General features: G+C 57.9%; 17 protein-coding genes. 15 read left to right on the top strand and 2 right to left on the bottom strand.

The genetic code is table 11. From position 1 onward, the window contains the following. Positions 1-141 precede the first annotated feature (141 nt). The 15 genes from AC07V8_RS11450 to AC07V8_RS11520 all read left to right on the top strand — a co-directional run bounded on the left by AC07V8_RS11450 (position 142) and on the right by AC07V8_RS11520 (position 12,518). Positions 142-1,038 (top strand): ParB/RepB/Spo0J family partition protein, encoded by an 897-nt coding sequence (locus AC07V8_RS11450; RefSeq protein WP_494678420.1) that lies wholly within the window; start codon positions 142-144, stop codon positions 1,036-1,038. Positions 1,039-1,376: 338 nt separating this feature from the next. Then, positions 1,377-1,721 carry an ATP synthase subunit I gene (locus AC07V8_RS11455; RefSeq protein ID WP_211442637.1) on the top strand — a complete coding sequence of 115 codons (345 nt, stop codon included), beginning with the start codon at positions 1,377-1,379 and terminating at the stop codon, positions 1,719-1,721. Beyond that, positions 1,718-2,542 carry a F0F1 ATP synthase subunit A gene (gene atpB / locus AC07V8_RS11460; RefSeq protein WP_494678419.1) on the top strand — a complete coding sequence of 275 codons (825 nt, stop codon included), beginning with the start codon at positions 1,718-1,720 and terminating at the stop codon, positions 2,540-2,542. Before AC07V8_RS11455 ends, atpB begins: the two co-directional genes overlap by 4 nt. Positions 2,543-2,654: 112 nt before the next feature. Continuing rightward, positions 2,655-2,900, top strand: a complete 246-nt coding sequence (gene atpE / locus AC07V8_RS11465) for a F0F1 ATP synthase subunit C (protein ID WP_054265477.1) — start codon at positions 2,655-2,657, stop codon at positions 2,898-2,900. Between the two features lie 66 nt (positions 2,901-2,966). Continuing rightward, on the top strand, positions 2,967-3,437 hold the full coding sequence (locus tag AC07V8_RS11470) for a F0F1 ATP synthase subunit B (protein WP_494678418.1): 471 nt from the start codon (positions 2,967-2,969) through the stop codon (positions 3,435-3,437). A gap of 2 nt (positions 3,438-3,439) precedes the next feature. Further along, on the top strand, positions 3,440-3,979 hold the full coding sequence (locus tag AC07V8_RS11475; RefSeq protein ID WP_494678417.1) for a F0F1 ATP synthase subunit delta: 540 nt from the start codon (positions 3,440-3,442) through the stop codon (positions 3,977-3,979). 51 nt (positions 3,980-4,030) lie between these two features. Continuing rightward, entirely contained in the window at positions 4,031-5,572 is a 1,542-nt protein-coding gene (gene atpA / locus AC07V8_RS11480) for a F0F1 ATP synthase subunit alpha (protein WP_494678416.1), read from the top strand. Positions 5,573-5,589: 17 nt separating this feature from the next. After that, on the top strand, positions 5,590-6,462 hold the full coding sequence (gene atpG, locus AC07V8_RS11485) for a F0F1 ATP synthase subunit gamma (protein WP_014008364.1): 873 nt from the start codon (positions 5,590-5,592) through the stop codon (positions 6,460-6,462). 49 nt (positions 6,463-6,511) lie between these two features. Next, a complete protein-coding gene (gene atpD, locus AC07V8_RS11490) occupies positions 6,512-7,912 on the top strand; it encodes a F0F1 ATP synthase subunit beta (protein ID WP_014008363.1) in 1,401 nt (466 codons plus the stop codon). Between the two features lie 80 nt (positions 7,913-7,992). Continuing rightward, complete coding sequence (locus tag AC07V8_RS11495; protein ID WP_211470943.1) at positions 7,993-8,418, top strand: F0F1 ATP synthase subunit epsilon; 426 nt, start codon at positions 7,993-7,995, stop codon at positions 8,416-8,418. 241 nt (positions 8,419-8,659) lie between these two features. After that, positions 8,660-9,430 carry a basic amino acid ABC transporter substrate-binding protein gene (locus tag AC07V8_RS11500; protein WP_494678415.1) on the top strand — a complete coding sequence of 257 codons (771 nt, stop codon included), beginning with the start codon at positions 8,660-8,662 and terminating at the stop codon, positions 9,428-9,430. Positions 9,431-9,577: 147 nt separating this feature from the next. Then, positions 9,578-10,018, top strand: coding sequence for a CoA-binding protein (locus AC07V8_RS11505; protein WP_494678414.1), 441 nt, complete (start codon positions 9,578-9,580; stop codon positions 10,016-10,018). A gap of 57 nt (positions 10,019-10,075) precedes the next feature. Continuing rightward, positions 10,076-10,882: a PPK2 family polyphosphate kinase gene (locus tag AC07V8_RS11510; protein WP_494678413.1), complete on the top strand. Its 807-nt coding sequence runs from the start codon at positions 10,076-10,078 to the stop codon at positions 10,880-10,882. Between the two features lie 92 nt (positions 10,883-10,974). Continuing rightward, the gene (locus AC07V8_RS11515; RefSeq protein WP_494678412.1) at positions 10,975-11,793 is read left to right on the top strand and encodes an SGNH/GDSL hydrolase family protein; all 819 of its coding nucleotides are present in this window, start codon (positions 10,975-10,977) and stop codon (positions 11,791-11,793) included. Positions 11,794-11,870: 77 nt separating this feature from the next. Beyond that, positions 11,871-12,518, top strand: coding sequence for a LysE family translocator (locus AC07V8_RS11520; protein ID WP_494678411.1), 648 nt, complete (start codon positions 11,871-11,873; stop codon positions 12,516-12,518). Positions 12,519-12,527: 9 nt separating this feature from the next. Here the strand turns inward: AC07V8_RS11520 and AC07V8_RS11525 are convergent, their stop codons facing one another. Together AC07V8_RS11525 and pdxR are read right to left on the bottom strand one after the other, a co-directional pair. Next, positions 12,528-13,301: a transporter substrate-binding domain-containing protein gene (locus tag AC07V8_RS11525; RefSeq protein WP_494678410.1), complete on the bottom strand. Its 774-nt coding sequence runs from the start codon at positions 13,299-13,301 to the stop codon at positions 12,528-12,530. A 50-nt stretch (positions 13,302-13,351) separates the two neighbouring features. After that, positions 13,352-14,863, bottom strand: a complete 1,512-nt coding sequence (gene pdxR, locus AC07V8_RS11530) for a MocR-like pyridoxine biosynthesis transcription factor PdxR (RefSeq protein WP_494678409.1) — start codon at positions 14,861-14,863, stop codon at positions 13,352-13,354. Between the last annotated feature and the right edge of the window lie 48 nt (positions 14,864-14,911).

Below are 14,911 nucleotides of genomic sequence, written 5' to 3' on the forward strand. Positions count from 1 at the left end.
GCTAATACAGCGGTAATACACGGTTAATACAGAAGTTATCCATGGGCTTAGTCACAGTTTATTCCCGGCTTGCCCACATAGTTGTCCACTGAGTTATCCACAGGCTGCCAGCGTGTAGTCAGTAATCTACGGTAGGAAAAGATGGTCACGAAAAAATCAAAGGGTCTGGGTCGCGGTCTCGAAGCCTTGCTGGGCGGATCGACAGATATCACTGAAGCGGTGCCGACAGTGGTCGGCGCGCCGTCGGTATTGGCGGTGACTGTCATGCAGGCCGGTAAATACCAGCCGCGTACCCGCATGGATGAAGGCGCATTGGCGGAGCTGGCGTCGTCGATCAAGGAGCAGGGCTTGCTGCAGCCGATCCTGGTGCGGCCGATCGCCTTGCACAACGGCGCCCAGCATTATGAAATCATCGCCGGCGAGCGCCGCTTCCGCGCTGCGCAAATGGCCGGCCTGATCGAGGTGCCGGTGCTGGTCAAGGATGTCGACGACCAGACCACGGCGGCGATGGCGCTGATCGAAAACATGCAGCGCGAAGACCTGAATCCGCTGGAAGAGGCGCAGGGCATCCATCGCCTCATCACCGATTTCAGTTTCACCCATGAGCAGGCGGCGGTGTCGGTAGGGCGCTCGCGCAGCGCGGTGTCCAACCTGCTGCGCCTGCTGAACCTGGCCAAGCCGGTGCAGACCATGCTGATGGCCGGCGATATCGACATGGGCCACGCGCGGGCGCTGCTGGCGGTCGATGCCGCCACCCAGATCACGCTGGCGAACCAGGTTGTGGCCAAGCGCATGTCGGTGCGCGATACCGAAAAGCTGGTGGTGCGCGCCACGACAGAAGCGGAAGCGGCGAACCGTCCAGCCAAGAACAAGGAAAAATCGCGCGACATCGCGCGGCTGGAAGAAGAGTTGTCGGATCTGCTGGCGACCCAGGTAACAATCAAGACGGCGGCAAAAAATCGCGGTCAGCTGATCATCGACTTTTCCGACCTGGATACGCTGGATGGTCTGATCACGCGTCTCAAAGGTGTGGAGTAAGTTACAAAGGAAGGCGGCGGTCGATAGCTGAGTAGCTGAGGGATTTTCTGGATTCACGAATTTGGTGCATCGTAGCAAATTCACGCAGCCGGCGGATGTCTGGATTGGTCCCAAAGACCCGTTACGCCGCAGCGATTGGATCCATCGCCGCCTGTTGTATAAGCTTATGATTCGGCAGCAAAAGTTTGACGAAAGCCGCGCCCAGCCTTTATAATCCTCGGGCTTCTAAATCAGCCGTGCACTGGCAATTGCGTGGTCGTTGCGTATAACCGCGCTGCATCATCACACTGCAACCGCGTTCTGTTAAGCGAGTCTTTTTCGCACATTATTGGGTCAGTATGCTGCGCATCGTGCTTATGCAATTTGTTACTACGGCCGTGCTGGCATGTATAGCAGGTTTACTAGCCGGCGTACCCGGATTCTGTTCCGCGCTTTTAGGTGGTGTGTGCTGCGCGGTTCCCAATGGACTGTTTGCTCTCCGTCTTTACATCAGCGCGCGCAAACCAGGTGGCGCCAACCCGATGTCTTTTTTCATCGGCGAGTTTGTCAAAATTGCTACAACGATTGCGCTGATTGGCGCGGTCGTATGGTTGTATCACGGTTTGAATTGGCCGGCATTTATCGTCAGCTTCATCGTGGTACTTAAAAGTTACATAATCTTACTTTTTAGACATCGATCATGACCGTAGCTCCAAGCGAAGCACTCACCCCCTCAGAATATATCGTCCATCACCTTGGACATTTCTCAACCGGCCATCAAACCAAGATCGTCGATTTTTCGATCATCAATATCGACACGATTTTCTGGTCGCTGTTCGCCGGCGTGATCGGCTGCCTGCTGATGTACGTCGCCGCGCGCAAAGCGACCGCCGGCGTGCCGGGCCGTTTCCAGGCTTTCGTTGAAATGGTGGTCGAGATGGTCGACGACCAGGCCAAGGGCATCGTCCACGGCGACCGCAGCTTCATCGCGCCGCTGGCGCTGACCGTGTTCATCTGGGTCGCCCTGATGAACTCGCTGGACTTCCTGCCGGTCGACATGTTCTCTTCCTTCTTCAAGTTTATCGGCCTGGACAGCGTGATTTCGCATCATCGCGTGGTCCCTACCGCCGACCTCAACGGCACCATGGGCATCGCCCTCGGCGTGCTGGTGCTGATGCTGTACTACAGCTTCAAGATCAAGGGTATCGGCGGTTTCCTGCACGAACTGGTGGCTGCGCCTTTCGGCATCTGGCTGGCGCCGGCCAACCTGCTGTTGAACGTGATTGAATTTGCGGCCAAGACCGTATCGCTGGCGATGCGGCTGTTCGGCAACATGTATGCCGGTGAACTGTTGTTCCTGCTGATCGCGCTGCTGGGTTCCACCGCCACTGCGTTCGGCTTTGTCGGCCACGTGGTTGCCGGTTCGATCTGGGCGATCTTCCATATCCTGATCGTGTTGTTGCAAGCGTTTATTTTCATGATGCTGACCCTGGTGTATATCGGCCAGGCACATGAGGCTCACTAAAAGCGGCACCTATCGGCAGCGGATGTGAATTTGTAGTTTTGGTTTGAGATCTGTTTTTTGTATTAATTTTTTGTATTAATTTTTGTATTCACTTAACTTTGAAGGAATTGTCATGACTGATCTGTCTTTTGTTGCTTTGGCTTGTGGTTTGATCATCGGTTTGGGCGCTATCGGTGCTTGTATCGGTATCGCGATCATGGGCGGTAAGTACCTGGAAGCATCGGCACGTCAACCAGAACTGATGAACACCCTGCAAACCAAGATGTTCCTGCTGGCTGGTCTGATCGACGCTGCGTTCCTGATCGGTGTTGGTATCGCCATGTTGTTCGCATTCGCAAATCCGTTCGTTCCTCACTAATTTAATCTAGCGTAACCGCATCGGCTGAAGTCGCTTCAGCCTACGTTATTCTTAGAAGGAACCACTATGAACCTAAATGCAACATTGTTTGCGCAGTTCGTAGTCTTCTTTATCCTCGCGTTGTTCACGATGAAATTCATCTGGCCGCCGTTGATAAAAGCGCTCGATGAGCGCGCCAAGAAGATTGCGGACGGCCTGGCAGCCGCTGATCGCGGCAAGGCAGATCTGGCAGCCGCTGAAAAGCGTGCTTCGGCAGAACTGGCAACCGCTCGCGACGAAGGTCAAAAGCGTATTGGCGAAGCTGAAAAGCGCGGCCAGCAAATCGTCGACGACGCCAAGAAAACGGCTGCCGAAGAAGCTGCTCGCATCATCGCCAACGCCAAGGCCGAAGCGGAACAGCAAATGACTAAAGCGCGCGAAGCTCTGCGTGGCGACGTTGCGACCCTCGCGGTCAAAGGCGCCGAACAGATCCTCAAGCGTGAAGTCGATTCTGCTGCTCATGCCGATTTGCTGAACCAACTGAAAACAGAGCTGTAATCATGGCAGAACTTGCAACGATTGCTCGCCCTTATGCAGAAGCGCTGTTCCGTGTAGCCAAATCGCAAGATCTGACAGCCTGGGCCAATCTGGTTTCGGAAATGGGACAAGTCGTGTCCCATCCTGAAGTCAAGGCGCTGGCGCAAAATCCTGCCGTCTCGCATCAGCAAGTCGCTGATACGTTTCTGGCGCTGTTGAAATCGCCGCAGTCGGCCAGTGCCGAAGTCAAGAACTTCGTCGCGACGCTGGTTGATAACGGCCGTTTGACGGCGTTGCCGGAAATCGCCGAGCAGTTTCAAGTGCTGAAGAACGCACAAGAAGGTGCTGCCGATGCTGAGATCACCAGTGCTTTTGAAATGACTGAAGCGCAGGTGAAGGATCTGATCGCCACGCTGGAAAAGAAATTCGGCCGCAAGCTGAACCCGTCGGTAACGGTGGATAACTCCCTGATCGGCGGTGTGCGCGTAGTAGTCGGTGACGAAGTGCTCGACACCTCGGTACGTGCCAAGCTGCAGGAATTGCACGCTGCCTTGGCTGCCTGAGGCCCCTGCGTATTTGCGTAACGAGCAACGAGAAAAATTTTAGGAGTTTATATGCAACTCAACGCGTCTGAAATCAGCGAACTGATCAAGAGCCGGATTCAAGGCCTTGGCGATACCGCTGAAATTCGCAATCAAGGCACGGTTATTTCCGTGTCCGACGGTATCTGCCGTATCCATGGTCTGTCTGACGTGATGCAAGGTGAGATGCTGGAATTCCCAGGCAATACCTTCGGCCTCGCGCTGAATCTCGAGCGCGACTCTGTCGGCGCCGTTATTCTGGGTGATTTCGAACACATTTCCGAAGGCGATACAGTCAAATGTACCGGCCGTATCCTGGAAGTGCCTATCGGTCCGGAACTGCGCGGCCGTGTAGTGAATGCACTGGGCCAGCCTATCGACGGCAAGGGTCCGGTCAACACCAAGCTGACAGCGCCGATTGAAAAGATCGCTCCAGGCGTTATTGCCCGTCAATCCGTTTCGCAGCCAATGCAGACCGGCATCAAGTCGATCGACTCGATGGTGCCTATCGGCCGCGGCCAGCGCGAACTGATCATCGGCGACCGCCAGACCGGCAAGACTGCTGTGGCGATTGATGCGATCATCAATCAAAAGGGCCAGGACGTGACATGTATCTATGTCGCTATCGGTCAAAAAGCATCGTCGATCAAGAACATCGTGCGCGCGCTGGAAGCACACGGCGCCATGGAATACACCATCGTTGTCGCCGCATCGGCTTCCGAGTCGGCTGCGATGCAATACCTGTCGGCCTACTCCGGCTGCGCCATGGGCGAATATTTCCGTGACCGCGGTGAAGATGCGCTAATCGTGTATGACGATCTGTCGAAGCAAGCTGTTGCATACCGTCAGGTATCGCTGCTGCTGCGCCGTCCACCAGGCCGTGAAGCTTATCCTGGCGACGTGTTCTACCTGCACAGCCGTTTGCTGGAACGCGCAGCACGCGTGAACGAAAAGTACGTCGAAGATTTCACCAAGGGTGAAGTCAAGGGCAAGACTGGTTCGCTGACTGCTTTGCCGATCATCGAAACCCAGGCTGGCGACGTTTCCGCTTTCGTTCCGACCAACGTGATTTCGATTACCGACGGTCAGATCTTCCTGGAAACTTCCTTGTTCAACGCCGGTATCCGTCCTGCGATCAACGCCGGTATTTCGGTGTCGCGCGTTGGCGGCGCCGCTCAGACCAAAGTCATCAAGAACCTGTCCGGCGGTATCCGTACCGACTTGGCGCAGTATCGTGAACTGGCTGCGTTTGCGCAGTTTGCTTCCGACCTCGACGAAGCGACCCGCAAGCAGCTGGACCGCGGTGCACGCGTGACCGAGCTGTTGAAGCAGGCGCAATACTCGCCGCTGTCGATCTCGCTGATGGCTGTGACTCTGTTCTCGGTCAACAAGGGTTTCCTGGACAGCATCGACGTCAAGCAAGTACTGCCGTTCGAAAGCGGTCTGCATAACTTCATGAAGACCAGCCACGCGCCTTTGCTGCAAAAGATCGAAGAAACCAAGCAACTCGATAAAGATGGCGAAGCTGCATTGTCCGCTGCCGTTGCTGATTTCAAAAAATCGTTCGTGGCTTAATTTAACTGGAGCACGGAATGGCTACAGGTAAAGAGATACGCAGCAAGATCAAGAGCGTAGAAAATACGAAGAAGATCACCAAGGCGATGGAAATGGTCGCCGCATCCAAAATGCGCAAGGCGCAGGACCGGATGCGTGCGGCACGTCCCTACAGTGACAAGATTCGTAATATCGCTTCTAACTTGTCGCAAGCCAATCCAGAGTACACGCACCCGTTCATGGTGAAGCAGGACAACTCCAAGAACGTTGGTTTCATCGTCGTCACCACGGACAAAGGTCTGTGCGGCGGCATGAACACCAACTCCTTGCGTTTGCTGACCGCGAAACTGCGTGAGCTGGAAGGACAAGGCAACAAGGTTCAGGCAGTAGCGATCGGCAACAAGGGTCTGGGTTTCCTCAACCGGATCGGCGCCAAGGTCGTTGCGCATGCCGTGCAACTGGGCGATACGCCGCACCTGGACAAGCTGATCGGGCCGGTCAAGGTGCTGCTCGACGCTTACCAGGAAGGTCGCCTGGACGCGGTTTATCTGGTGTACACCAAGTTCATCAACACGATGAAGCAAGAGCCGATGCTGCAGCAGTTGCTGCCGCTGTCGAGCGATCGTCTTGAGGCCGATAAAGAAGGTTCGCATTCCTGGGACTACATTTACGAGCCGGATGTGCAAAGCGTCATCGATGAATTGCTGGTGCGTTACGTGGAAGCGCTGATTTATCAGGCTGTCGCAGAAAACATGGCGTCCGAGCAGTCGGCGCGCATGGTGGCGATGAAGTCGGCCAGCGACAACGCGGGTAACGTGATCGGCGAACTGAAACTGGTCTACAACAAGACGCGTCAGGCTGCGATCACCAAGGAATTGTCCGAGATCGTCGCCGGTGCTGCTGCGGTGTAACGCAAACTGCGTTTAACAGAAATTAATTTTATATATTGAAGGAACGAAAATGGCTGATGGCAAAATCGTTCAGTGTATCGGCGCTGTGGTGGACGTTGAATTCCCACGTGACGCGATGCCTAAGATTTACGACGCCTTGAAGATGGATGGCTCGGAACTGACGCTGGAAGTACAACAACAGCTGGGTGACGGCGTAGTCCGCACCATTGCGCTGGGTACATCCGACGGTTTGCGCCGCGGCATGACAATCAAGAACACAGGCCAGCCAATCATGGTGCCGACCGGTAAAGCAACACTGGGCCGCATCATGGACGTGCTGGGCAACCCGATCGACGAATGCGGTCCGGTAAGCCACGAAACCACTGCCTCCATCCACCGCAAGGCTCCTGCGTACGACGAACTGTCGCCGTCGCAAGAACTGCTGGAAACCGGCATCAAGGTTATCGACCTGGTTTGCCCGTTCGCCAAGGGCGGTAAAGTTGGTCTGTTCGGTGGCGCGGGTGTGGGCAAGACCGTGAACATGATGGAACTGATCAACAACATCGCCAAGGCGCACAGCGGCTTGTCCGTGTTTGCCGGCGTCGGTGAGCGTACTCGTGAAGGTAACGACTTCTATCACGAAATGGCTGACGCTAAAGTGGTCGATCTGGAAAATCCGGAAAAATCCAAGGTAGCGATGGTGTACGGTCAGATGAATGAACCGCCAGGTAACCGTCTGCGCGTTGCGCTGACCGGCCTGACGATCGCTGAAGGCTTCCGTGACGAAGGTAAAGACGTGCTGTTCTTCGTCGATAACATCTACCGTTACACACTGGCCGGTACTGAAGTTTCCGCGCTGCTGGGCCGTATGCCTTCCGCCGTGGGTTACCAGCCTACACTGGCTTCGGAAATGGGCCAGCTGCAAGAACGTATCACCTCGACAAAAACCGGTTCGATCACATCGATCCAGGCCGTCTACGTTCCTGCGGATGACTTGACCGACCCGTCGCCTGCCACTACGTTTGCTCACTTGGACTCCACCGTTGTGTTGTCGCGTGATATCGCTTCGCTGGGTATCTATCCTGCGGTTGACCCGCTGGATTCGACATCGCGCCAGCTGGATCCGCAAGTGGTCGGCCAGGAGCACTACGAAACCGCCCGCGCCGTGCAAGGTATCCTGCAGCGCTACAAGGAATTGCGCGACATTATCGCGATTCTGGGTATGGACGAACTGGCTCCGGAAGACAAGCTGCTGGTCGCGCGTGCACGTAAGATGCAGCGTTTCCTGTCGCAGCCTTTCCACGTTGCTGAAGTGTTTACCGGTTCGCCAGGTAAATACGTTTCGCTGAAGGACACGATCAAGGGCTTCAAGATGATCGCCAGCGGCGAACTCGATCACCTGCCGGAACAAGCGTTCTACATGGTCGGCACGATCGAAGAAGCAATCGAAAAGGCCAAGAAGATCGGCTAAGCGGCATGCATCGGAGCTGCTGCAGCTGAGCGGCTCCGGCGCTTCCGGTTAGTGACTTCATGGACAACAAAGGGTTTAAGATGGCAAACACTATTCACGTAGACGTTGTTTCCGCGGAAGAGATGATCTTCTCCGGCGAAGCTGAATTCGTCGCGTTGCCGGGTGAGTCGGGCGAGCTGGGGATTTATCCTCGCCACACGCCGCTGATCACGCGCATCAAGCCGGGTGCCGTGCGCATCAAGGTGCCAGGCCAGGCAAACGACGAGTTCGTGTTCGTTGCCGGCGGTTTGCTGGAAGTGCAGCCGCACCACGTTACCGTGCTGGCCGACACCGCGATCCGCGGCGCCGACCTGGACGAAGCGAAGGCGAGCGAAGCCAAGCGTCGTGCTGAAGAAGCGCTGACCAACAAGGAATCCCTGATCGATTACGCAAAAGCGCAGTCCGAATTGTCGGCGGCGATTGCGCAGTTGGCGGCGATCCAGAAGTTGCGTCAAAAAGGGCGTTGATTTGCGCATTCACCGGTAATTCGGATGGCAATATGAAAAAGCAGCTTCGGCTGCTTTTTTGTTGCCTGTTCAGTTTGTTAGGGGCAGAGTGATGCTCTGGACAGCAGCAACGGACAAGTATCTATTTGACATCAATTGTCAAATTTTTAATGACATTGCCGTTGTTCTTCCACTATGATGTTTTGGCTTATCGCGACGCGCCGTACTGTAAGCGCACGCGGCCACAACAAGGAGGAATGCAATGAAATCCCGGCTATTACACATGGTGGCGGTCAGCCTGTTGGCAATTGGTCTCAGCGCTTGCGAAAAGCCGATTGACACTGCCCCCACCCCAAAAGTCTACAAGGTCGGCATGAACGCCGCCTTCGCGCCGTTCGGCTCGGTCGATACGGCTGGCAAGATCGTCGGTTTCGATGTCGATATCATGCAGGCGATTGCCGACCAGGCAGGGATCAAGATCGTCTGGGTGAATACGCCGTGGGAAGGCATCTTCACCACGCTGGCCAACGCCGATATCGACATCATCGCCTCGGCCGTGACGATTACCGATGAGCGCAAGCAAAGCATGATGTTTTCCGATCCGTATTTCGAGGCCAAGCAGGTGATCCTGGTGTCGCCCGGCAAGAAGATTGCCAGCCCCGACGATCTGAAGCAGGCCAATCGGGTCGGCGTCACCGCCGGCACCAGCGCCGACACCATCATGCAGAAAATGCTCGGCAAGAACAGTCATGCGATTGTCCGCTTCGAGAGCCTGCCGCTGCTGCTGAAGGAAGTCGACGATGGCGGTGTCGATGCGGCGGTCGGCGACAACGGCGCTGTCGCCAATCACATGAAGTACAACAAGGATAAAGGTTTCAAGCTGATCGACAGCGCGCAGTTCGAAAAAGAGTATTACGGGATTGCGGTGCGTCCCGGCGATGCCGACCTGCTGGCCAAGATCAATGCGGGATTGAAGGCGCTGCATGCGAATGGCGGCTACGACAAGATTTACGCTGCCTATTTCGCCAAATAACAGGAATCCGGTCCGGGCAGGCCGGGCAGGGGGCGCAAGCACCCTGCGATTCAGCAATACATCATGTTCTCGGGGTAAGATCACGAACAGCATCCCGCCACTGCCGGGATTTTCCTTTACGCCGACAGCCGGATCATTCCAACTCTCATGCCCATCACTTCCGCCCCACTTCCCAATCCTGCCAATCCCGTGATTGCCATCGTCGGCCTGTCCACCAAATCGGACCGTCCCAGTTTCGGCGTGGCGCGCTACATGCAGGAGCGCGGTTACCGGATCATCCCGGTCAATCCGATGCATGTTGGTACTCACATCCTCGGAGAGCATTGCTACGCCAATCTGTTCGACGCTGCGAAAGCATTGGCGGCGGATGGACAGAAGATCGATATCGTCAATTGTTTTCGCAAGGCCGAGGATATTCCACCGGTTGTCGGCGAAGCGATCATGATCGATGCCCGCTGCGTCTGGATGCAGCTCGGCATCGTCAACGAAGCGGCTGCCGCGAAGGCGCGCGCCAATGGCATGCAGGTGGTGATGGATCGCTGCCTGAAGATCGAACATGCGCTGGGCAACCTGCACGGCATTTTGTAAACGGCAAGCAGCTCGCTAAACAGCGGGAAGCGCGTTATTGATCGACAGGAGACAGCAATGAAAGCAAGCAAGCAGTTCCGTGCCGGCAAACAGACCAAGATCGTGGATGCCGCCGCTGACGAGAAACCGCTGTCCAGCGGCGACAAGATCAAGGACAAGGAACAAGTGGTCGCCATGGCGGCGGAAATCGCCGCGCTGCAGGAAATGCTGTACGCCGGCCAGCAGCACAAGGTATTGGTGGTATTGCAAGGCATAGACACCAGCGGCAAGGACGGCACCGTCAAAGGGGTGTTCAACCTGGTCAACCCGCAGGGCATACAGATCGCCGATTTCAAGGCGCCCAGCACCATCGAACGCGCCCACGACTATCTGTGGCGGGTGCATCAGCAAGTGCCGCGGCAGGGCGAGATCGTGGTCTTCAACCGCAGCCACTATGAGGATGTGCTGGTGACCATGGTGCATGACTGGATCGACGAGGCCGAATGCGAGCGCCGCTATGCACAGATTCGCGATTTCGAAAGAATGCTGGCGGAAACCGGCACCACCATCATCAAGTGCCTGTTGCATATTTCAAAAGACGAGCAGCGCGCCCGCCTGCAGGAACGCATCGACGATCCCGCCAAGCACTGGAAATTCGACATGCAGGACCTGGAAGAACGCAAAAGCTGGGACAAATATCAGGACTTGTTCGGCAAGGCGATCCGCGCCACCGATGCCGACCACGCGCCCTGGTATGTGATCCCGGCCAATTCCAAGACGCACCGCAACCTGGCGATCGCCAGCATCCTGCTGGAAACCCTGGCAGACCTGAAACTGAAACCGCCGGCCGCCAAGCCGGAATTAAAAGGTCTGAAGATCGAGTAATTCGGCGCAAGTAATTCTATAATTGCTTGCTGCTAAGCAAAAAGCATAAAAGCAGTTTTATCCCTGACGGGGTCTACCCAAGGAGACACGAAGTGCGCCGCTGGTTGCCGGAACTGATTGCATTACCGCTCTTGCCATGGCTGATCATTCAAGGCCGTCGCACGCGCCGTATCACGCCACGCCTGCCGGAAGCGATGGGACCGACCATCGGCCAGGCGCAGATCCCGACCGGCATCGGCCCCGAGCCGCAACAGCGGCCGCTGGCATTGCTGACGATCGGCGAATCGCCGGTGGCGGGGGTCGGCGTCGCCACCCATTACGAAGCCATCACCGGCCAGTTCGCCGCGGCGCTGTCGCTGCGCCTGCAGCGCACGGTAACCTGGCAGGCGGTCGGGCAGAACGGCGCCACCCTGAGCGATGCGCTCAAGACCATGCTGCCGCAGGTCGCTTCGCAACAGGTCGATATCGTGCTGATCGCCTTTGGCGTCAACGATACCACGGCGTTCCGCTCCTGCAAGCGCTATCGCGCGGAGCTGCTGCAACTGATGCGCGCTCTGCAAAGCCACCTGGCGCCGCGCCTGATCGTGATTTCCGGCATTCCGCCCATCCACGCTTTCCCGGCGCTGCCGGAACCCTTGCGCTATGTGCTTGGCTTGAAAGCCAAGGCGCTCGATGAAACCGTGGAACAATTGATTTTCAACCTGCCGGCCGATCTCAACCACATGCGTGTGACGCGGGTGCCGATGCTGATCGACATCAACGACCACGCCCTGATGGCGTCCGACGGCTTCCACCCCTCGGCCAGCGGTGTTTCCCTGTGGGCGCGCCAACTGGCTACCGCGGTGGCGGCGCATCTGAAATCCATCAAGAAAAGCAAAGCCGCCCAGAAGTCGGTCAGCAAGCAGGGCTAGCGCGGGCGGGCTGGCTGAAGACGGCCGGCGAATCTGCTAAGGTAAACGCTTAACCCGTCCGTCAATTGGTGCTTGCCATGCTGCTGCAAAATTTCTGGCTCTTCCTGCCCGCCTGCTTCGCCCTGAACATGGCCTTCGGTCCGAACAATGTGCTGTCGCTGTCGAATGGCGCGCGGGACGGCGTCAGCTGTTCGATCATCGCCGCCTTTGGCCGCCTGCTGGCTTTTGCGATCATGATCGCCATCGCCGGTCTTGGCATGGGAGCATTGCTGCTGGCGTCGGAGGCGCTGTTCACGGCCCTCAAGTTTGCCGGCGCGGCTTACCTGGTATGGCTGGGCATCAAGCTGTTTCGCTCCGGACCGGCGCAATTCTCGGCCAGCGCCGGCAATGCCGGGGCTGATGCCGAACCGGCTGCGGACAAGTTGCGCCGCCTGGCAAAACAGGAATTCCTGGTGGCGGCCGGCAATCCCAAGGCGATCCTGATTTTCACCGCGTTTTTCCCGCAGTTTGTCGACCGCTCAGCATATGCCGCCAGCTTCATCGTGCTTGGCGCCACCTTCCTGTTGCTGGAACTGGTGGCGATCGCCATCTACGCCATGCTAGGGGCCAGGCTCGGCGCCATGAGCGGCGGCGGCAGCCGCTTCCGCTGGCTCAACCGCGTCAGCGGCGCCATGATGGTCGGTTTCGGCCTGGCCCTGGCTTTCCTGCGGCGCCCCCAGAGTTAAGCGATGTGACTATTTCAGCCACTGGTTGAACACGCGGTCATAATCGCCGGTGGCCTTCAGCTGGTGCATCCAGGTATCGACGAATTCCTTGAACGGCACATCGCCGCGCGGCAGCATGAAAGCCTTTTCCGAGAACTGCAAGGGCTGCTCCGGATGGATCGCGCAGAGCTGCGGATGCAGCTTGGCCTGCCACAGGGTTTCGCTGGCGTCGGTCACCATGACATCCGCCTTGCCTTGCACGATCTGCTCGAAGATGGTGACATTGTCCGGATGCAGGATCAGCTGCGCCTGCTTGTAGTTGGCGCGGGCGAAGCGTTCATTGGTGCCGCCCGGATTGACGATGGCGCGCGTGCCGGGCTGGTCGATCGCCGCCAGCGACTGGAATTTGGCGGCATCGGCGCAGCGGGCGATGGCGGACTTGCCGTCCACCATGTGCGGCGCCGAAAACGAGACCAGCTTCTGCCGCTCCAGCGTCACCGAGACGCCGCCCATGGCGATATCGCACTTTTCCAGGAAGTCGCTGCTCAGCTTGCTCCAGCTGGTTTTGACAAAGCGCGCTTCCACCCCGAGCGCCTTGGCCAGCGACCTGGCGAGGTCGACATCGATGCCTTCGAAGCTGTTGTCGGCTTTCTGGAAGGTGAAGGGCTTGTAGTCGCCGGTCATGCAGACGCGCAGGTTGCCCGATTTGATGACTTCATCCAGCCGCGATTGGGCGATCTGGGCGGCTGCCGGCAAGGCTTGCACGCCGCAACCCAGCAACAAGCAAAACACTAGTTTCTTCATGAAATCTCCTGGTTGATGAATGACGGAATGTCGGTTTGACGGATGGCCTTTTACTTCCAATGGGCCTTGATGATCGCCGCCAGCTTGTCGAAGGCCGGCGCGATCTGTTCATTCGGCACGCAGGCATAACCCAGCAGCAAGCCGTTGCGCGCCGTCTCGCTGTTCATGTAATAGCGCGACAAAGGACGCGCCACAATGCCGGCGGCGCGCGCGGCGCGGCTGATCGCCAGGTCGTCGCATTGCGCCGGCAGGCCCAGCGCCAGGTGCAGGCCGGCTTCGCCGCCGGTGAGCGTGACGCCGTCGCCGAAATGGCGCTCGATGGCGGCCTGCAGCAATTGCAGCCGTTCCGCATACAGCAGGCGCATGCGCCGGATATGCGAAGCAAAATGGCCCTCGGTCATGAAGTCCGCCATGATCGCCTGCATGAAGACCTGGCTGCCGCGATACAGCTCGGAAACGCCGACGGCAAAGGCGTTCGCCAGCGCTTCCGGCACCACCATGAAGCCGATGCGCAGGCTGGGGAACATGGTCTTGCTGAAAGTGCCCATGTACAGCACGCGGCCGTCGGTATCCATGCCCTGCAGCGAAGCCAGCGGCCGGCTGCCGTAGCGGAACTCGCTGTCGTAGTCGTCCTCGATGATCCACACCTTGCGCTGCGCCGCATACTCCAGCAGCATGCGCCGCCGCGACAGGCTCATCACCATGCCCAGCGGATATTGATGCGACGGGGTGGCGCAAATGAAGCGCGGCGGCTGCCGCAGATTGGCCAGCCGCATGCGCATGCCCTCGGCGTCGACCGGAATCGCCACCGGCTTGATCCCCAGCGAGTTGAGCACGCTGCGGGTGCCCCAGTAGCAAGGTTCCTCGACCCAGGCGCTGTCGCCATGCTCGCCCAGCAGCTTGACCACGATATCGAGCGACTGATGGATGCCCGTGGTGATGATCACCTGGCTGGCGTTGCAGTTCACCGAGCGCGCCATGCGCAGGTATTCGGCGATGGCTTCGCGCAGCGGCAGGTAGCCGCCGGCGTCGCCGTAAGTCAGCAGGTCGGCGCGCGAACGGCGCCAGTGCTTGTTTTGCAGGCGGCTCCAGATCTTGTTCGGAAACAGCGTCACATCCGGCACGCCGGGCATGAAAGCGCCCCATTGCAGATCGCTGACGCCGGCCTCCTGTATCAGTTGCGCGCCGTGCGCCGACAGTTCCGACTGGCCGCTGGGATCGGTCAGCGGCGGCGTGTTGAGGCGGGTTTCGGGAATCTGGTCGGGCGTGGTGTCGGCGATGTAGGTGCCCGAGCCGGCGCGGGTTTCCAGATAGCCTTCGGCGATCAGCTGTTCGTAGGCATAGGTTACGGTGTTGCGCGAGATGCCGAGCTCACGGGCCAGGTCGCGCGATGACGGCAGCTGCATGGCGGATGGCAGCAGTTGCGACAGGATCGCCTCGCGGATGGCCTGGTAGATCTGCCGGTTGAGCGGCGCGCCGGCGGCGGCAGCCTTGGCGATGGCGCCGTCGGCTCCGCGCTCGATACGCATCAGCAAGAAATCGGTAAGCGAGGCGATGCGCAAAGTGGCTCCATTAGAAAACTGAAAGTGGCACTATATTATAGAGCCAGC

Source organism: Collimonas sp. GW821-FHT02H07, from assembly GCF_059421505.1.